Source organism: Duganella rivi, assembly GCF_009857435.1.
GTDB lineage: Bacteria > Pseudomonadota > Gammaproteobacteria > Burkholderiales > Burkholderiaceae_D > Rugamonas > Rugamonas rivi.
Genome location: NZ_WWCK01000004.1, coordinates 110523 through 127853, shown reverse-complemented (window position 1 = coordinate 127853; position 17331 = coordinate 110523). Strand labels below are relative to the sequence as shown.

15 protein-coding genes are annotated in these 17331 nt (G+C 63.6%); 9 read left to right on the top strand and 6 right to left on the bottom strand.

Annotation, left to right across the window (positions count from 1 at the left end; translation table 11 throughout):
- Nucleotides 1–21: 21 nt before the first annotated feature.
- The 7 genes from GTP45_RS12990 to GTP45_RS12960 all read left to right on the top strand — a co-directional run bounded on the left by GTP45_RS12990 (nucleotide 22) and on the right by GTP45_RS12960 (nucleotide 8899).
- A complete protein-coding gene (locus GTP45_RS12990; RefSeq protein WP_161014317.1) occupies nucleotides 22–1374 on the top strand; it encodes a hypothetical protein in 1353 nt (450 codons plus the stop codon).
- 11 nt (nucleotides 1375–1385) lie between these two features.
- Complete coding sequence (locus GTP45_RS12985) at nucleotides 1386–1970, top strand: hypothetical protein (RefSeq protein ID WP_229258445.1); 585 nt, start codon at nucleotides 1386–1388, stop codon at nucleotides 1968–1970.
- Between the two features lie 4 nt (nucleotides 1971–1974).
- Nucleotides 1975–3057: a hypothetical protein gene (locus GTP45_RS12980; protein ID WP_161014315.1), complete on the top strand. Its 1083-nt coding sequence runs from the start codon at nucleotides 1975–1977 to the stop codon at nucleotides 3055–3057.
- A complete protein-coding gene (locus GTP45_RS12975) occupies nucleotides 3054–4091 on the top strand; it encodes a hypothetical protein (RefSeq protein WP_161014314.1) in 1038 nt (345 codons plus the stop codon). Before GTP45_RS12980 ends, GTP45_RS12975 begins: the two co-directional genes overlap by 4 nt.
- Nucleotides 4092–4180: 89 nt before the next feature.
- On the top strand, nucleotides 4181–6208 hold the full coding sequence (locus tag GTP45_RS12970) for an SPFH domain-containing protein (protein WP_229258444.1): 2028 nt from the start codon (nucleotides 4181–4183) through the stop codon (nucleotides 6206–6208).
- Nucleotides 6209–6214: 6 nt separating this feature from the next.
- Nucleotides 6215–8518, top strand: coding sequence for a bifunctional serine/threonine-protein kinase/formylglycine-generating enzyme family protein (locus GTP45_RS12965; protein WP_161014313.1), 2304 nt, complete (start codon nucleotides 6215–6217; stop codon nucleotides 8516–8518).
- A gap of 36 nt (nucleotides 8519–8554) precedes the next feature.
- Nucleotides 8555–8899 (top strand): zinc ribbon domain-containing protein YjdM, encoded by a 345-nt coding sequence (locus GTP45_RS12960; RefSeq protein WP_161014312.1) that lies wholly within the window; start codon nucleotides 8555–8557, stop codon nucleotides 8897–8899.
- Here GTP45_RS12960 and GTP45_RS12955 read toward each other — a convergent pair.
- Complete coding sequence (locus GTP45_RS12955; RefSeq protein WP_161014311.1) at nucleotides 8883–9554, bottom strand: GNAT family N-acetyltransferase; 672 nt, start codon at nucleotides 9552–9554, stop codon at nucleotides 8883–8885. The two genes, GTP45_RS12960 and GTP45_RS12955, sit on opposite strands and share 17 nt — an antisense overlap.
- Before the next feature lie 158 nt (nucleotides 9555–9712).
- Here GTP45_RS12955 and GTP45_RS12950 point away from each other — a divergent pair, with 158 nt between their 5' ends.
- On the top strand, nucleotides 9713–10111 hold the full coding sequence (locus tag GTP45_RS12950) for an OsmC family protein (protein WP_161014310.1): 399 nt from the start codon (nucleotides 9713–9715) through the stop codon (nucleotides 10109–10111).
- 4 nt (nucleotides 10112–10115) lie between these two features.
- Complete coding sequence (locus GTP45_RS12945; protein ID WP_161014309.1) at nucleotides 10116–10994, top strand: pirin family protein; 879 nt, start codon at nucleotides 10116–10118, stop codon at nucleotides 10992–10994.
- Here the strand turns inward: GTP45_RS12945 and GTP45_RS12940 are convergent.
- The 5 genes from GTP45_RS12940 to GTP45_RS12920 form a co-directional block, all read right to left on the bottom strand.
- Complete coding sequence (locus GTP45_RS12940) at nucleotides 10991–12559, bottom strand: adenylate/guanylate cyclase domain-containing protein (RefSeq protein ID WP_161014308.1); 1569 nt, start codon at nucleotides 12557–12559, stop codon at nucleotides 10991–10993. The two genes, GTP45_RS12945 and GTP45_RS12940, sit on opposite strands and share 4 nt — an antisense overlap.
- A 39-nt stretch (nucleotides 12560–12598) precedes the next feature.
- Nucleotides 12599–14143, bottom strand: a complete 1545-nt coding sequence (locus GTP45_RS12935; RefSeq protein WP_161014307.1) for an FHA domain-containing protein — start codon at nucleotides 14141–14143, stop codon at nucleotides 12599–12601.
- Between the two features lie 94 nt (nucleotides 14144–14237).
- The gene (locus GTP45_RS12930; protein ID WP_308494603.1) at nucleotides 14238–15302 is read right to left on the bottom strand and encodes a PP2C family protein-serine/threonine phosphatase; all 1065 of its coding nucleotides are present in this window, start codon (nucleotides 15300–15302) and stop codon (nucleotides 14238–14240) included.
- Nucleotides 15299–15793: an SH3 domain-containing protein gene (locus tag GTP45_RS12925; RefSeq protein ID WP_161014306.1), complete on the bottom strand. Its 495-nt coding sequence runs from the start codon at nucleotides 15791–15793 to the stop codon at nucleotides 15299–15301. The genes GTP45_RS12930 and GTP45_RS12925 overlap by 4 nt, the downstream gene beginning before the upstream one ends.
- 6 nt (nucleotides 15794–15799) lie before the next feature.
- On the bottom strand, nucleotides 15800–17329 hold the full coding sequence (locus GTP45_RS12920) for a hypothetical protein (RefSeq protein WP_161014305.1): 1530 nt from the start codon (nucleotides 17327–17329) through the stop codon (nucleotides 15800–15802).
- Nucleotides 17330–17331: the final 2 nt, after the last annotated feature.

Genomic DNA, 17331 nt, shown 5'->3' with positions numbered 1-17331 from the left:
ATCCAACTCACACAGGACTTTATGCGCTTGCCAGGAACCCGGTACCAGGAGCACGGCTGGGAACAAGTGCGCAAGCTGCTGGGGCTATGCTCATTGCAGGCCTTCCGGCAGATTGAGATGCACCATGTGCTCGAACCCGGGCAGCACGCCGTGCTGCTCGACGCTTATACCGATGCGGTAGCGGCATCGCTGCGCGCCAACGCCCGCACCGCGCGCGGCGAGGCGGAGGGCAATAGCTACGGCGAGAGTGTCTATGAACTTTCGCTAGGCTTGCTGTTTGAATTGCAGGCGCAGACCGCGTACTGGACGGCGTTCGTTGCAGCCATGGCGGTTGAATATGCTCGCAGTGGCGCGTTCTGGCTCGACGCCAGCGCCGAGGGGGTGCTGCGCAAGAAGGTCAATGACATGTACGCCACCCTGCGTGACAAGGTCGATGCGGACAACTACATCGTCGCCACAGGGCGCGACTGCTCGCCCAACAAAATCTACACTTACCGCATGCTGGATACGGCGTATCGCGAGATCGCGGGCCTGTTCGCAGCGTGGGAGCATAACGCCGCGCAGGTCGGGGCGATCTTGGGCCGGCCGCTGGCCGGTACGCCGATCGAGGTGCGGCAGATGAAGTCCATCGGCGGCTGCAAGGCCGAGTGGATTATCCGCTGGAGCGAGTCGCTGGAGCAGTTCGGTGGTTCGCCGGGGCCGCTGCATACCAAGTCCAAGCGTTTCGCCAGCTTGAAAAATAGCCCGGAGAAGATCGCGGCGCTGCTGGCGGAGATTGGCGATTACGAAGAGCTGTCATCCAATATGGACAGCAGCGAGGATTGGCAGGGCGAGGCCGGTGAAGCAGCGGCCTGGCTGGAAGACTATTGGCGCGTGATGAGCGAGTCCGAACAAGCGGAAGCCAGCGGCCAGCAGCAAGACGATGACCGCATCCTCGCCGCGCAGGAGCCGGATGACACGGACGTCGACGCCGCCACCACCGGCCACGCCCACGCCGGCGTACAGCCGGGCGAGGCATCCGTCGCGCTGGATGACGATTTCGCACTCAGCGATACGGAACTGGCCATCGAGCAGGCCCGCGCGGGCGAGCTTTCTCTGCCCCTCCGCTATCTTGAATTGGCGCGGGCCGCGCAGGAATCCGGCAGCTGGACTGTCCGCATGCTGCGCGACGAATCTTTGCCGATCCGCCTCGCCGTGTACCACAAGCTGCTAGGCGCCGCCGACGATACCTACCCGGACGCATGGCTAGACCCGGCCACCGGCGAGCTGCCCACCTTGCAGCAGTTGGCGGCACTCGACCAGATTTCGATGCCGACGCTGCGCAAGCGCCGTAATGAAGCTATCGCCAGGCTGCAAGCAGCGGGCGCGCGATGAAGGAGAATGATTTGAACTCAGCACAAGATGATCTGGACGCGCGCCTGCAAGAACGCTTGCTGCTGTCGCACCCAACGCCGGGCGACCGCCTGATGCTGGCCGACGCCACGCTGTTGGCCGCGCTGGACGGCACACGTCCGCTAACGCCTAACGAACGTCAAGCCTTGTCCGCATCGCCACTGACCCTGCGCCGCTTCCGCCAGCTATCACTGGAACGCCATGCGTCAGCGCAGGCGGCGGCCAACGACCTGATATGGACCGGCAGCAGTGGCATGCTGCGCGCCGCCTCCACCGCATCGGCGGCAGAAGCGCTGGAATCGCTGGTCACTGACGATGGCCACTGGACTTTGCACTTCTTGCCGCAAGACGGCGGCTGGCAAGTGATTCTGAGCTTGTCGGCGGAAGCGCCATTCGCCGCACGCTTATTGCGCGAGCAGCCGCAATTACGCGTGATCGACGGCGGCGGCGCCATCGTGCTGCAAGGCCGCCTGGATGCGGACGGCGAATGCGAGCGCACATGGCCGTTTGCCACCGCGCCGGCATCGCACTTTCAACTGTATGGAGCCGGCTTTGCCGTTGAACCGGTAGCGCCGTAAATTTATGGGATTGTTTAGCCGTCGTCGCAAGCCGGCCGCCGATTTCGGCGGCTTAGGCGAAAACGTCATCGCGCTGCGGCTCGATGCGGGCGATATCGCGCCGGCGCAAAGTACGGTGGTGGTCTTCAATGCTGCCGGCCACGCGCGCCGCGCCGCCGCCGGGCGAGTGTCGTGCGATCAGGGCGAGATGGCGTTTTGTTTTCATCCGGGGCCGTACACGGTGGACTTGACGCCGTTTGCAGCCGCGCCGGAGTGGGGCTTGCGCTTGCGGTTCGTGGTGGACGCCAATCCACGCGTATTACAGCAGCGCTTTGATTTGTATTTGTACAGCGAGACGGCAGGGCGGCTGGCGCTGAAGGATTTTGCAGCGTCAGCGGAGTTGGCGTTGCAAGCAGAATTGGCACAAGGGGCGCTCGATCTGCCGCCGTGCACCACGCTGGAAGAATGGCACACATTCCGCGCCGGCCTCAATCAATTGATGTACATGCGCTACGGCGTCACGGTTGACGATTGCGTGCCGGTCGATCTCGGCGAACAAGTCGACTACGCCGCAGTACTCCAATCTCGCCCGGTTTCCGTCATTGCGGCGGATATGCCCGCCGTCGAGCCGCAGCCTGACGCCGTCGCGGAGGTCGCGCCAGCCGCATCCTCGAGCAGTATGGACGCGGCGCAGCAGGATGCGCGGGCGTTGCGGCGCTTGTTCATTGAGCCGCCGGTGCTGAGCGGCGCGTTGCGCTTGCTGGTGCTGCCCGAGGGGATCGCGATCTTCCAGCAGCATCAAGCCTTGCTGCTTCGTCTCGGCATGGCTGCGCTTAACGTCAACACCATGCCCGCCTTGGCGTGGGCCGCGCCGGATCAGCCGTTGGCTGCCGCCGACCAAGTCCGCCGCGGTGCGCAAACGCTGATCGCGCAATCCGCGCTGGACGAAAGCTGGGCCCTGCTAGCCCGCCTTCAACTTGCCGATCCGCAGCAATGGCCGCAACTGCTGGACGAAGCAGACCGCATCTGCGCCAACCTTGAAACCGGCCTGTCGCTGCGCCGTATTCCGCACACTCCGCACATTCCGCGCACGGAGCCTACGCTATGACCACCGTCTCCGCCAGCACTGTTCCGACCAACGCCGAGTGCCGCTGCGTGCTGGCCGATGGCCGCATCTTGACCATCACCGCCAGCCGCCGCCCACGCGCCAACCGCGCCGACGTTAAATGCAGCGTGCCGAACGCGCCTGCGATCGCAGAGCATATGCAGCAGGTGGTTCGCCTCGCGCGCCACACCGAGGTACGCCTCGACAGCCGCGACCAGGTGGTGCTCAGCATGGACATCACGCCGGCCGCGTCGGACCGCGAGTGGGAGCTGGCCGCCGTACTGGCCGACCGCATGGTGCGCGGCCTGCATCCCGCCGCACCCACCACCGCGCAAGGTAGTTCCGACGCATGGCACCTCGGCCGCGTCACTGGCGCCGTGCTCACCGCTGGCCGGGCCGCCGCGGCACCGCTGGCCGCCGCGCCGCCCGCTGCGGAGCCGCTGCATATCACGCACCTCGGCGCCTTGAGCGGCCATGCCGACCTGTCGTCCGCCGTCTCCACCGTCCGCACCTGGTTCCCGCTGCACAGCGGTGGCGTCAATGACACGCTAGGCTGGCTGGAAGTCAGCGTGTTTCCGCTGGATGCCCCGGCTGCCAGCGAAGAAGACAGCATCGCCGCCCCAAGCCTCGACCTGGCAGCCCAACAAGACATCCGCCAAACACTGGCCGCCGCCCGTCACTTCGACGGCAAAGGCCTGAACCGCTGGCGTACCGTGGTGCGGTTCGGCCAGCCGCGCTTCCAGGGCGGCTCCTACCAACTGGCGCTGGTGATGGCCGACCGCCTCGCGCGTGGCCGCGAGTTCGTGCCGCGCGGCCGCATTATCGCCACCGGCTGCTCCAGCGCATGGCACGCCGGCCGGGTCGACACCGTGGAAGGCCGCGAACCCAAGCTGGAATTAATACTCAATCAAGTAAACCGGGGCGACCGCGTGCTGCTGCCCAAGGACTGGCAAGACCATCTGCCGCCCGGATTTGGCGCCGGATTACGCGAAAAAGGCGCCAGCTACGCCTGCATCGACAAGATTGGCATGATTTAAACCGTGCGCAAGAAGCAAACCGGGCGCTCCCTGCTAAAATCGCCACATCGCAGGGTGGCCCAAGTGATGAATCGTAGAAGGAGTCTGACATGTTCCAAATGTTTCGTTTTGGCGGCGTTAAATGCCCGCGGTGCGAGCACAAAAACGGCGACCAGTCGGGCTACTGCAAGCACTGCGGCTTGACGCTGGGCGCGCCGCGCAGCGAACCAGTCCTGCGCGACAACCGCTGGATCCCTGGCGATAACGAACTGGCCGTCTACTTCGGCGTCAGCAGGCTGTCCGGCATTTTCACCAAGACGCTGCGCGTGCCGGCCACCACGCGCGCCTACATTCTGCAAGCCGACAAAGCCACCGAGGTGCCGCAGGGCGAATACGAAATCGAAGGCTTCTTCTCCCGCTTGAACAACCTGCTGCGCGACCAGCATGCTGAAATCCTGATCACGCGCAGCTTGCCGCTGCCGGTTGAGTTCTCGTTCAGCGACTTGCACACTGCCGAGCATCTGAAAATTTCGGCGCGCTTCACGGTCTCGGTTCGCATCGAAAACGTGCCTGCATTCGCGCAGCACTTCATGACCGTGCCGGGCGTGGTCAGCACGCTGCATCTGCATGAACTGCTGGAACCATCGGTACGTCAGTTGGCGGCGGAATTTGTCGGCAGCCGCTCGATGCGCGAGATGGCCGTCAATGGCGACTTGCGCCTGCAACTGAACGAGCGTCTGCAAGCCGCGCTCAAACTGCGCCTCGCCAGCTACGGCCTGGCCGTGGATGGCGTGGAAACCGCCGCGCTGCGCCACGATAAATTCGATCACAACCGCGAACGCATCGGCACGTTGTGGCTGGTGGCGGATGAACGCCACGTTCAATTGGAGCACGTCAAGCAGTTGGACGAAATCTACAACCAGGAAGAATGGCAAGCCATCTGGCGCGAAGAGCAGAAGATGCACTCGGACTTCCGCCGTGCCGAGTTGCGGCAGGACGCCAGCATCAACAAGGCAGAGCTGACCCTGAAAGAGGCCGAGCGCGCGCAGGCATTGCGGGCGCGCGAGGTCGAGTTGTACAGCCGCGTGATGGAGTCCAAGACCCGCAAGGTGGCGCTCGACAAAGGTGCAGGCACGGTGCTGGCCGATCTTGAGCATGAACTGGCCCGCAGCAAGGCGCACCGCCAAGGCGAGCAAGCGGATTGGGAGCATGTGCGCCATCTCGCGCAAATCCGCATGCGCACGGAATTGGAAGTGCTGCAGCAAACTGGCGCCGAACAGCGTCAATTGGCGCAACAGCGCCTGTCGCATCAGCTGCGCCAGCAAGCGATTGAGAACCAGATCGCACAAGCTTTGCAGATCGAAGACGAATCGCATCGCCGCAGCGAACTGGCTGCCTTGCGCCAGCGCGAGAAGGACGAGAAAGCGCGCGAGCTGCAAATTGAAGCCGAAGCGCACGCCGCCCGCATCCAGGGCATGACGCTGGCTAACGCAGCGCGCCGCCGCGAGTTGGAGCGCGTACAGGAATGGGAAGATCAATTGGCCTTGGCGCGTCAACGCGACCTGCTGCGCGAAGATGCAGTCAAGGATGCCGCCAACGCCGTGCAGGTGGCCGAGATCAATCAGAAAATCGAAGACCTCAAGCGCAGCGGCGCGCACGCCGATTCGGTGGCCCAGTATGAAAAACTGCTGCGCACCATTGAGGCGGACGGCATTCACGCGCGCCAGAATCAGGCCAACGTCAAGCAAGCCATGCTTGATCAAATCGCGGCGGAAGAGCAGCGCCTGATGCTCAAACAGCGCGAACAGGAAGCCGCCTGGCAGCACGAGTTGCGCAAGCTTGAAAACGAACGCGCTGCAGCGTTGAATCTCCAGCAATCGCAGCAAGATCACGAAATCCGCCGTATGGAAACCGTCAACCGTTTGAGTGATCTCGCGATTGCAGCGGTGGCCGCGCCATCCAACGTGGAGGCGGTGGCGCAGATCATGAAACTGAAGATCCAGGGCGGCATGACGCCGGAGCAAATACAAGCCCTGGCGCAGGTGGTGGCGGCGGAACACGGCGTATCGCCGCTGGAGGCGGCGCGCCTGGCTTATGAACGATTACTGAAGGAGCGGGAACCGCGCGATGCGGAGTAGTCCACCATGATGCAAACAGCACGAGACAAGATCCGCGAACTGCGGGCCTTACATGACGACGGTTTGTTGAGTCTCCAGGAATTCGACCGTCGCAAAAACGCCATCCTCGACGCGGAATACGCGCCGCCGGGAGGCAGTGCCGCGCCGGTCGCTTTACCGCAGCGCCAAGGCACGGAGCTAGGCTTGATGGCCGGGCAGGAGATCGGCCCGCAAAATCGCCGCTATCGCCTGGAGCGGCTGATCGGCATGGGCGGCATGGGACAAGTGTGGCTGGCTACCGACTTGGCCACGCATGCGGAATTAGGTCACAGCGAATTGGTGGCGCTGAAAATCCTGCCGCCGCAACTGACCCAAAGCGCCACCCACGCCAAGCTGCTGATCGAAGAAGCCACGCAGGCGCGCAAGCTGGCGCATGAAAACATCGTCCGCGTCTACGAGTGGGCGCAGGATCCGGCCACCTCCAGCTACTTCATCATCATGGAGTATCTGGAAGGGCAGGACTTGGATGCTTACTTGGCCGAGCAGGGCGCGCTGTCGCTGGATGCGGTAATCAAGCTGCTGTCGCCGGTGGGCGAGGCCTTGCAGTACGCGTGGGACAAGCACAAGCTGGTGCACCGCGATATCAAGCCGGGCAACGTGTTCCTGACCAAGCGCGGCGAGATCAAGCTGCTGGACTTCGGCATCGCCTCGCGTGCGCGCAGCGCCGGCAGCAGCCTGGGTTTGCAAACGCCGAACGCAGGCACCGCCGGCTATCGCGCGCCGGAGGCGGGCACGCATCAGCGTCAACCTTCCCCTAAGCTGGACGTGTACGCGGTGGCGGTGATGGTCTATCAACTGCTGGAAGGCCGCATGCCGTTTGACGATATGCGGCCGGCAGATTTTCATCCATCGCCGCCGCGCGGCTTGAACGACCAGCAGTGGAAGGTGCTGCAAGAGGGCTTTGCATACCTGCAGGAGCGTCGGCCGTCCTCGGTGAACGAGCTACTGAACGCCTTGAGCGATGCTGCTGGCCCGAGCGAGGCCGAATTGACCGCCCGCGCAGAACAGGCAGCGCGTGACCGCGAGGCGCGTGAAGCTCGCGAGCAGCAGCGCCAGAAAGAGTTGGCGGCGCAAGCGGAGCAAGCGCGCGCCGATGAAGAGCGGCGCAAGGCGATGCTGGCGGAGTTGGCTGCGCGCCGTCAGGCCGAAGCGCAAGCGGCAGCGGTGGAGAAGCAGAAGCAGGAACAGCAACGTCGCGCGCTGGAAGCCAAACAGCGCGCCGAGGCCGAAGCTGCGGCGCAAGCACGCAAGCAGGTATTGCGCGAGCAGTTGCTGGCACGCCGGGAAGCCGACGCCAAGAAAGCGCGCGAGGAGCGTGAGGAACAGCAGCGCAAAGCCAATCAGCTGAAGGCCGAAGTGGCGTACCGGCAGGAGCAGGAGCGCCATCGCAAGCAGCAGGCCGAACGCCATGCAGCGGAGTTGGCGGCAATGACCTCGCATACGCCGGTGGCTGACGCCAACGGCGTGTTGCGCGACCGCTTCCTCGATGGATCGGGCACCGGGCCGGACTTGGTGCTGATTCCGACGGGCCGCTTCCAAATGGGCTCTCACGAACATGAGCAGGCGCTGGCCATCAAGGCAGGCGCGCAGAAAAATTGGCTGGAACGCGAACTGCCGCAGCGCTGGGTCGGCATCGATCATTCGTTTGCAATGGGCCGTTATCCGGTGACAGTGGGCCAATGGCGTCGCTTCGTCAAAGACACAGGCTGGGAGTCGCAGTCCGATACCGACTGGCGCGCGCCGGGCTTTGCGCAGAACGACGAGCATCCGGTGGTGGGCGTTAGCTGGATGGACGTGCAGCTATATCTGCGCTGGCTGTCTGAAAAAACCGGGCAAGTCTATCGCTTGCCGACCGAGGCGGAATGGGAGTATTCGTGCCGCGCCGGCACCAAGACCGCCTTCAGTTTTGGCGATACCATCAATCCAGACCAGGCCAACTACGACGGCCATTACACCTACAACGGCGGCCAGCGCGGCGCGTATGTGCAGGGCACCAGCAAGGTCGGCGCGTATCAGCCGAATCCCTGGGGTTTGTTTGATATGCACGGCAACGTGTGGGAGTGGACGCAGGACGTGGTGCACGATAACTACGCCGGTGCGCCGACTGATGGCAGTGCGTGGGAGCAGGGCGGCGATCCTGCGCGGCGCGTGCTGCGCGGCGGCTCGTGGCTGTACAACCCGCGCTACCTGCGGTCGGCGGTGCGCAATGGCTTTTCGGCGGTGCTGGCGAATGATATCGTCGGCTTTCGCGTTGCCCGCAAGCTGGCATAAGGTATACTCTCGGACTTTGAAAAGTCAGGATCACCTATGAGCGCCTTGCCACCATGCCCTAAATGCAGTTCCGAATATACCTATGAAGATGGCGCGCAGTTGGTGTGCCCTGAGTGCGCGCACGAGTGGACTGCCGGCGCTGCCGATGCAGCGGAAGAAGGCGCGCGCGTTTATCGCGACGCCGTCGGCAACGTGCTGCAAGACGGCGATACCGTCACCGTCATCAAGGACTTGAAGCTGAAGGGCGGTGGCGGCGTGGTTAAAGTCGGCACCAAGGTGAAGAATATTCGCCTGGTCGATGCCGATCACGATATCGACTGCAAGATCGAAGGCTTTGGCGCCATGAGCCTGAAGACGGAGTTCGTTAAAAAGGTGGTTTGATCGTCACCGTGGAGAATGGCGCATGCACGCGCCAGCCGATGGTGGTGTAAAGCCCCCGGCCGGCTTCGGTCGCCACCAGCACGCGCTGCGCGGCTTGCGATTGCTGCGCACCGCTCAACGCCGCCATCACCGCCGCGCCCAGACCTTGGTGCTGGTGCGCGGGCAGGGTGCCGATGCGGTCATAGATAAACACCCCTTCATATTCCACGCCGTAGCCGCTGGCGGCCAGCGTGTCGTCTTCCGCGAAGATGCGCACCGTGGTGACCGGGAATTCGGTCTGCACTTGCAGCCAGTAGCCGGGCGGCAGCGATGGCACGGGACTGCGCCCCGGCTCCCTGGTCATCAAGTATCCCGGAGGCTGCAATTGCCAGCGCGGCGGCACCAGTGAGGCCAAAAGCGCGGGCGCGCCTATCATCTTGATGAACACGTGTGGCTCGTGGATTTCGCGCGCGATGTCGGTGATCTCCGGCGTAGGGCCGGCAAACACATAGCGCCGCAATTCTTCCGGCGTATTCGTATCCAGCCGCAGTCCCCCGCGATATGGCGCCGGCTGCGGCAAATTGCGGCCAATCGAACGCGCGCGCAGCCAGCGTTCGAGCAGTTCGGCGTCTCCCTGTTGCGGTGATAAAGCGTGTATTTTCGTGGTCGGCAGCATGCTGTTTTTCAGACGTTAAGCATAAGAGCAACGATACCGTTGTTTGCCCGCGAACTCAAAACTTTATTGTTGCCGGCGAATAGTCTTTTAGTAGAAGCACAAGCCTGCCATTCGGTGTACATTGTTGGTTCTGAATTAACCGCCACAAGGAACACCGAATGACTATCAAAGCCCTGCGTGATCAATCCCTGCCGATGCGCCACATCGTCCATGTACGCAATCACATTATTTCGACCGATGGCTCGGTGGAAGAAGGCGGTAATGACGCCGGCCCGTCGCCGCACGATCTCTACGATGCTGCACTCAGCGCTTGCAAGGCGCTGACCGTGGTGTGGTACGCCAAGCGCAAGAACATCCCGCTGGAGCACGTGGAAGTCAGCATGGAGCGCGACGCCAGCGAGGAACGTCAAGGCACGTACCGCCTGGCCGCCACGCTGCACTTGACCGGCGATCTGACCGAAACGCAGCGCGCCGAGTTGCTGTCCGCCGCGCAGAAATGCCCGATTCATAAGCTGATGACGTCTGTGACCACCGAAATCACCACCGTGCTGGGGTAAGACCATGACTATTTCGAATCTGTTGAAGGGCCACGAAAAAGATTTGGGCGGCGGCTTCGTGGTGCGCCGCTATTTGCCGTCCTCCGTCAAGCAGGCGGTGGGCCCGTTCATTTTCTTCGACCATTTCGGCCCGGTCGACGTGCCGGCTGATGCCGATCACGATGTGCGTCCGCACCCGCATATCGGCCTCGCCACCGTGACTTATCTGTTTGAAGGCGCGATGGATCACCGCGACAGCCTGGGCACCTACCAGCGCATCGAGCCGGGCGCGATTAACTGGATGACGGCCGGTCGCGGCATCGTCCACTCCGAACGTACGCCGAAGGATTTGGTCGGCGTACCGCACCGCACGCATGGCCTGCAACTGTGGGCTGCGCTGCCAGCGGCGCATGAGGAAGAGGAGCCGGGCTTCTGCCACACGCCATCCAGCGCGATTCCTGAGTTGACCATCGGCGGCGCGGATATCCGCGTGTTGATCGGCACCGCATTTGGACAAACCTCGCCGGTGCAGACTTACAGCCAAACGCTGTATCTGGACGTCGCCCTCAAGGCTGGCGGTGAACTGGCGCTGAGCGACCTGCCGGCAGAAGCGGCCATCTACCCGATCAGCGGCGAACTGGAAGTAGACGGCGCTGCGCTAGCTTTGCACAACATGGCCTTGCTGGATAGCGCCAGTACGCGCTTGGTGAAGGCTAGCAGCGACGCACGCTTCGTCATCATCGGCGGCGAGCCGCTGGACGGCCATCGCCATATGTATTGGAACTTTGTCTCTTCACGCAAAGAGCGCGTGGTGCAAGCGGCGGAAGATTGGGAAGCGCAACGCTTCCCGCAAGTGCCCGGCGAAACCGAGCGCATTCCGCTGCCGGCCAAGCGTCCTGCTTAAGACTTGTTATCGAGGGCGCTAATCGCCTGATGCAGCACGCCGCGCAGATTGCGCGCGGCGTCTGCGTCGATGCGGTCGAGGTCTAGATACAAGTCATGGCCATCGCCGGAGTGGCTAAATACTTTGGTGGTGTTGCCGTCTTCGTCGAGCAAGCCGTCAATTGCATACGGCACCACTTCGCGGGCGATGCCCTTCATATGCACCGGCGCCAGCGCGTGGCCTGCGGCGATATCGCGCACCAATGCAAAGGTCTCGTAGCTGGCCGCAATGCCGCCTGCCGGCGCGATTGATTGCAGGCGCGCTGCCAGGTTCGCTTCCGCTCCCAGAATCGTGTAGTCCATGCGGTCGGCGCTGCCAAAGTTACCGACGTTGCAGTAGCCGGTGTTAATCCCCATGCGAACCATCAGCGGTGCCTCTACGCCGCGCTTGCGCCATTGGACGTTCAGTTCGGCCAGCGCGTTTTGCATCTCCACCGCCATGCGCAAGCAACTGCGCGCATCTTCGGCCGTGCCCTTGGTTTCGGGATCGCCGAAGAAAATCAGCAACGCGTCGCCAATGAATTTATCGATAGTGCCGCCGTGACGGATGGCGATGCTCGACATGGCGGTAAAGTACTCGTTGATCAATTCCGTCAGCGCTTCCGGTTGTAGCGACTCGGTCAGCGCGGTGAAGTCCTTGATGTCGGAGAAGAAGATGGTGAGCTTCTTGCGCTGTGTGCGCAGCGACACTTCCATTTCGCCGCTGAAGATGCTCTTGTAAATCTGCGGCGACAAGTAGTGCGAGATCTTCATCGATACCGATGCGAGGAAATCATTGGCGCTCGCCAGTTCTCCATTCATCCCGCGTATCACCGCGTTCTGGCGACGCTGCAGCAAAATGAAACCGAGGCCGATGACCGCCATCAGCAGGAAGTAGGCCAAGCTGTATTTGAAGGAGGATAGGCTGGTGCTGATTTCGTCCTGTATCTCGATTTCCTGCAAGCCGCGCACGTCGCCAACCTTCCAGTCTTTTTTCGGACTGTCTGGGTGGCTGTTGTGGCACTGGACGCAGGCGGCGCTCATCAGCACCGGCGCAATCAAGCGGACTTGCGACGCGGTGCCGCTGCTTGTGGCCAGTACCAGCGGTGGCTGTTCCGGCGCTTTGCGCAGCGATGCCAGCGACGTCTTTTCGAAGTCGTCCAACTGGTGCGGCGCGCGGCCACGGAATGGATAGTCCGAGATGAAGCGGTAGCTGACGTTGGACTGCTTATCTGCGATTACGCGCCCCAGTTCCAGCGACAGCGTGGCCGGAATCGGAATCGCGCCCTGCACGGCTTCGTAGTTGTGAATGACTTGCGTGTCCTTGCCGTGATTTTCGAGGATGCGTCCCACCACCGCGCTGCCGTAGTAGCTGCGGATGCTGGTGATCATGGAATTGAGATCGCCGGCTTGGCTGCGTAGACGCGCTGCGGCGATGTTTTGCATGTCCAGCCACACGGCCAGAGGCAGGCCGGCCAACAACAGAATTAAGGCGGCAAGCGCGACGCGCTCCCAGCGGCGGGTATGTAACTTCGGGGTTTGGCGCATGGCGAATGGCTAGATTTAGTTGCAAATCTAGCCATAATATCACGCAGTAGACAGGGCGTTGGCGGCCACAGTGGAATACATATCGTTAGTGCCGGTGCGGATGATCCAGTGTTCCGGGTACGGATCGCTGGCGAAGCGGGTGTGGCGCGGTACGCGGCTCAGTTTATCCAGCGAGACGGCCGGCGCCAGCGCGGTCTCCTTGCCGGTTAATTGGTCGAGGTGCCAGAAGCCGCCGTCGCGGTGGAACAGCAGCGGCAGCGCGGCTGCGTGCGGCGCAGCGGCGAAGGACTTGACCGGGTAGCCCGGATGCGTTTCCGGTGCGAGCAGGTAGAAGCTCTCGGCGTTGGCGCCGTCGTCCACGCGGTGCAGGATCACGCCGTGCGGCATGATGGCCGATACGGACAAGGTGACGATGCCCTTGATGCTGGCGCTGAATTCAATCCGCATGCCCAGTCGCAGCGCGGTCGGCTTGTGCTTGCCGGGCCACACGCCGTCCAGCAGGATGCCGTAGCGCGACACGTCTTCAATTTCAAAACCCAAGCCGGAGCGGCGGATCACCGCATGGCGGCCAGACAGGCGGCGCGTCAGGCCGTTGGTGTCCTGGCCGTCGGCCGTGTAGTGGGTGAGCAGCACGTCCGATTCAGGATCGACCAGTTCAAAACGGCCGATCACGCATTCTTCCATGGCGAACAAGCGGATCTGGCGCTGCGCACCGGCTTCCGGCGCGGCGTTCACCAGCGAGGCTGCTGCGCTTTGGTGCGGATGCAGCGCGGCTGCTTGCGGCATGTCGATTTCGATCAGGTCTTCGTCCCACGCGATAGTGGTGAAGCCCAAGTCCACTTTGCCGGCCGGTGCGTTCAAGTCGAGGCGGGCGATGCCGGCGTTGCGGGCGGTGACGTCGATATCGAGACTGTCGCCGCCTTGCGCGCTGACGCGGGCAATCGACGCGTCGTCCGCCATCACGCGCACGTTCTTGTGGGTGCTGAGGAAGATGCGGTGGATTTCGGTCAGCGAGGCGTCGAGGCGCGGCACCAGGATCACGAAGGTGCAGACCCATTTGCGCGCGGCCATGCCGGCATGCTGGCTAAGCAGCTCGATGCTGATCTGGTACTGGCCATGCTCCTTGCCGCGCGAGGAAAACTCGACGAACACCGGGCGCCATTCGCCATCGACGGCGCGCACGAAGTGCTGGCGCGAGGCGCCGTGCGGGATCAGATCCGATTGCAGTTGCAGCGTCAGTTGCGGCGCGCAGGCTTCCGGCATGCCGCGCAATTCCATCTTCAGCGTTTGACGGCCGCCGGCGGCGCGCGGGTCAAAGCCGCTGATGTGCAGTTGCGGGCGCTCGGCGTGGGCGCGCAGCAGGGGGCGGGCGTAATTGGATGGCACGGAGGTGTGCGGTTCCGGTTCGGCGGCAGGGACGGCATTCAGCACCGTGGCCGGCGAGGCGGCACGGGTAGTACGCAGGGCAGTCAACAGGTCGAAGCTGGAAGGCGCTGCTTGGGCGTGTCCGCCCTCACAATTCTGCTCTCCCGGTAAGACCCAATAAGTGCAATGCGGGTGCTGGGCATTACTGCATTTTTTCATGACAAACCGACCGATGGGATACCCGTCAGTTTATGCGGTTTTCACTCTGTTTGGCAAACTTTGCAACCATATTTGCGCTTGGTCTGTGCGCTTGTCAAAAATGCGACGGAATTGGTGCGGTGGGTAGTACCGTTTCGTCAATATTTCGAGCGAAACGCAGCACGATGGCGCTGAGATTGTCGATGTGGAGCTGGGGCGGCGGATGTTGCGCGTAGTCGGCGAACAGGGCGTCCAGCGCATCGGCGGCATTTGCAGTGCGCAGCAGGGCGGGCCAGCGCTCAGTCCACGCCTGCGGATGGGCGCACGACCAGAAACCGTCGGTGGCCAGCAGGTAGGTGGCGTCGGCGCGCACGGTCAGCACGCGGCGGTCTGGCAGGTGGCGCAGGAACGGCGGCAGGTTGGAGGCGTCCAGCGGCAGCAGGCCGTCGTCCAGTACTTGCGGATTGGCGAAGGCGTTACCGAGGATGTAGGCTTGCGAGATTTGCGGGCGGTGTTCGCCGTGCACTTGCTGCCACCATTCGGCTTCGCCCAGCAGGCCATGCATGGCGTAGGCGGTGGCGGGGACGTGATCGATGGTGAGCGGCTGCGCGGCTTGCGGCGTGATTTCGTACAGTCGCGAGTCGCCGGCGTGGTACAGCATTGGCGCCTGGCCGGGCGGGATTTCCAGCAGCGTGAGCGTAGTGCCGGGACGGCGGAAGGTGTCATGGTCGTCGGGTCGGCTGAAGCGGGCTTGCAGGGCGCGGTGCAGTTGGTCGAGGTGCTGGCTGAGTTGCGCTTGCGTGGCGCAAGCGGGGATGGTCAGCAGGCCGGTGGCGACGGCTTCGGCGGCTTGCCGTCCGTGCCCGTGGCCGCCCATGCCGTCCAGGACTGCGAGGCGCACGTGGCCTTGCGGCCAGTTGTTGAGTTTTGTCGTTTGCGCGGTTTGGTCGCGCAGCAGGACGGCGCGGCCGTCGGCGTCGATGAGCAGCAGGTTGTCCTGGTTCTCCGGCACTTGCAGCTTGCTGATGCTGGCCATGCTGCGGGCGGCGATGTCCAGCGTGGGGCCGAAATTGAGTTGGTCGGTGATGCGTGTCATCGGTGCAGGCGCGGGCGCGCGGGATGCGAAAGGCCACAGCTTAGCCGAAAAACCGGCTGCGGCGGTGGGTGGTGTGTTGGTCATTCGTCGCCTCGGCGCAGCCACAGGCTGTTAGACCAGCCGGTTTCTTGATGGCCGTCGATGACGGTTTTGATTTGCCACCAGTCGCCGTCGTGCGTGCCGGTGGGCGTGACGATAGCGCCGGCTGGCACCACGATGACGCGGGCGGCTTGCACGCCGGGCGCAGCGCGCAGGTTTAGGTCGCGGTGGACGCGGAATGGCTTTCCGGCGATGGCGTCAGCTGCCAGCGATGTGCTTCCGCCGGCCGGGCGCGCCGCCGCGTCAGGGGCAGCGGTTGCGCCAGTTGCGATGGCGTGCGTGTTGGCGGCGGCCGGAGCGTGCGTGGCGTACAGGATCAAGCTGCCAAAGCCCCATGCACCGGCCACGGTGATGAACAGCGCGCGGGCGTTGGGACGCTTCCACCAGCTGCGTGGCGTCAGATACGCGGCCAGGAACAGCGTGACGATGAGGCCCGCAGCGAAGGCCGCGATGGCGTGGAGTTGGACAGCTTCCATGATGGCTTAAGCCTCGAAGCGCAGCACGTAGTGGCCGGCGACCAGGTGGTGGCCGTGTGGCAGCAGGTAGGGTGCATCGCCTACGCTGGCGACGAATTGCAGCTTGTCGTCCAAGTGGTAGAGCGCTTGCGTGGCGCTTTGGCGGGCGATGGTATAGCCCTTGGAGACGGCTTCAAAGCTGAAGGCATTGCGCGACAGGCCAATGCGGTCGGCGCTGGAGGTGCTGCTATCGCCGGCGCTGTTGGCACGCTTGAGGAAGCGCGGGGAGTCGAGTAGGCGAAGCGCTGCCAGCATCGGCGAGTTGCGGCCGAAGGTGAAGCGCGCGCCGCTGGCGACGCCGGTGCTGATCGGCTGTGCGAGGCAGACCATGGCGCGGTAGCGGTCTGCCATTTCCGGTGCGGCGGGCAGCAGGCGCAGGGTGCGCGTGTCTACGGGAGAGAAGGTGGCCGGGGCTTCGATGCGCTGGCGGCCTTCGGCCGTGCAGGCGTATAAATCGTCGGCGGCATCGACGATCAGGCTGATGGCGGGCGAGCCGTCGGCAGAGAGAGCCATGGCGCGGTTGAACGGCAGCTCCAGCGCTTGAGCGCCGGTGTCGCGATAGCGGCTCAAACGCGGCAAGGCCAGCGCCACGAGGCTGACGCGCTGCTGCGAGACCGGCGCATAGGTCGCGTCGCTCTCGCCTGGGCGGTTGATCGGCTTGTGGCTGGCGGCTGCCGGGATTGCGGTGAGGTCAATCGCTTTCGCATTCGCGCCTGAGCGGCTTTGCCAGACGGCGTGCGGAGGCGGCGTCGTGTTGGCGGCTTCGCTTTGCATGCCTGCGCGCGCCGGCAAGGCCGAGGTGCGGGCGATTTTCAGCAGCAGGCGTTGGCTGTCCGGCGCTTTGACGGTGTAGTAGCCGCTGCGCGGATCGTAGGTGCAGGTAAACGCGCCTTTGGGGCGGATCTGCACTGTCGGCGGCGCATCGGGGCCGTCGTTGATGATCAGTAGTGCGGCGTCCGGGCCGAACGGCCAGCCTTGCACATCCACGCCGCCTTCGCCGCCGATCAATGCCAGCCGCTGGTTTGGATAGATCGGGCAGACCGTATGCCAGATCGCGCTGTCGCGCGAGGCGGTAACGTTGTAGAGGATTTTTTCATCGGGCGCGGGCAGGTACACCGCATGGCCAAAGCGGACTTCGATTTCATCGGGAGCCAGCGAGGCATCGCCCACCACGTCGTAGCGCACCTGGTCGCTGCCCAGCAGATCGCCGAAGTCTTTTTGATGCAAGGCCGCCAGCGTTTGCGCCAAATCGCGGGCGCGGGAGCCCCGTGACAAGTGGTAGTCGTCATCGACTTCTTCCTGCGGCAGCATCAAGGTCACGTGCGAGAAGCAGCGGGTGGCGGCGCGGCCTTTATGCTCGCGCGGGCAGCGTTCCAGCAGGTCGCGCAGCAGCGGGCGGCGCGAGAACAGGGCGAGGCCCGGGGTTTGCCAGATCGCCTCGGCGTTGAATACGTCGGGAATACGGCCCAGGACTGCGTGTTGGACATAGGTCGGCATGA

Excerpts from the sequence above, each read along its gene's own strand:
- GTP45_RS12960 (WP_161014312.1), top strand. The coding sequence starts at position 8,555 with ATGAGCGCCTTGCCACCATGCCCTAAATGCAGTTCCGAATATACCTAT.
- GTP45_RS12980 (WP_161014315.1), top strand. The coding sequence starts at position 1,975 with ATGGGATTGTTTAGCCGTCGTCGCAAGCCGGCCGCCGATTTCGGCGGC.
- GTP45_RS12945 (WP_161014309.1), top strand. The coding sequence starts at position 10,116 with ATGACTATTTCGAATCTGTTGAAGGGCCACGAAAAAGATTTGGGCGGC.
- GTP45_RS12990 (WP_161014317.1), top strand. The coding sequence starts at position 22 with ATGCGCTTGCCAGGAACCCGGTACCAGGAGCACGGCTGGGAACAAGTG.
- GTP45_RS12920 (WP_161014305.1), bottom strand. The coding sequence starts at position 17,329 with ATGCCGACCTATGTCCAACACGCAGTCCTGGGCCGTATTCCCGACGTA.
- GTP45_RS12930 (WP_308494603.1), bottom strand. The coding sequence starts at position 15,302 with ATGACCAACACACCACCCACCGCCGCAGCCGGTTTTTCGGCTAAGCTG.
- GTP45_RS12955 (WP_161014311.1), bottom strand. The coding sequence starts at position 9,554 with ATGCTGCCGACCACGAAAATACACGCTTTATCACCGCAACAGGGAGAC.
- GTP45_RS12970 (WP_229258444.1), top strand. The coding sequence starts at position 4,181 with ATGTTCCAAATGTTTCGTTTTGGCGGCGTTAAATGCCCGCGGTGCGAG.
- GTP45_RS12935 (WP_161014307.1), bottom strand. The coding sequence starts at position 14,143 with ATGAAAAAATGCAGTAATGCCCAGCACCCGCATTGCACTTATTGGGTC.
- GTP45_RS12940 (WP_161014308.1), bottom strand. The coding sequence starts at position 12,559 with ATGCGCCAAACCCCGAAGTTACATACCCGCCGCTGGGAGCGCGTCGCG.
- GTP45_RS12925 (WP_161014306.1), bottom strand. The coding sequence starts at position 15,793 with ATGGAAGCTGTCCAACTCCACGCCATCGCGGCCTTCGCTGCGGGCCTC.
- GTP45_RS12975 (WP_161014314.1), top strand. The coding sequence starts at position 3,054 with ATGACCACCGTCTCCGCCAGCACTGTTCCGACCAACGCCGAGTGCCGC.
- GTP45_RS12965 (WP_161014313.1), top strand. The coding sequence starts at position 6,215 with ATGATGCAAACAGCACGAGACAAGATCCGCGAACTGCGGGCCTTACAT.
- GTP45_RS12950 (WP_161014310.1), top strand. The coding sequence starts at position 9,713 with ATGACTATCAAAGCCCTGCGTGATCAATCCCTGCCGATGCGCCACATC.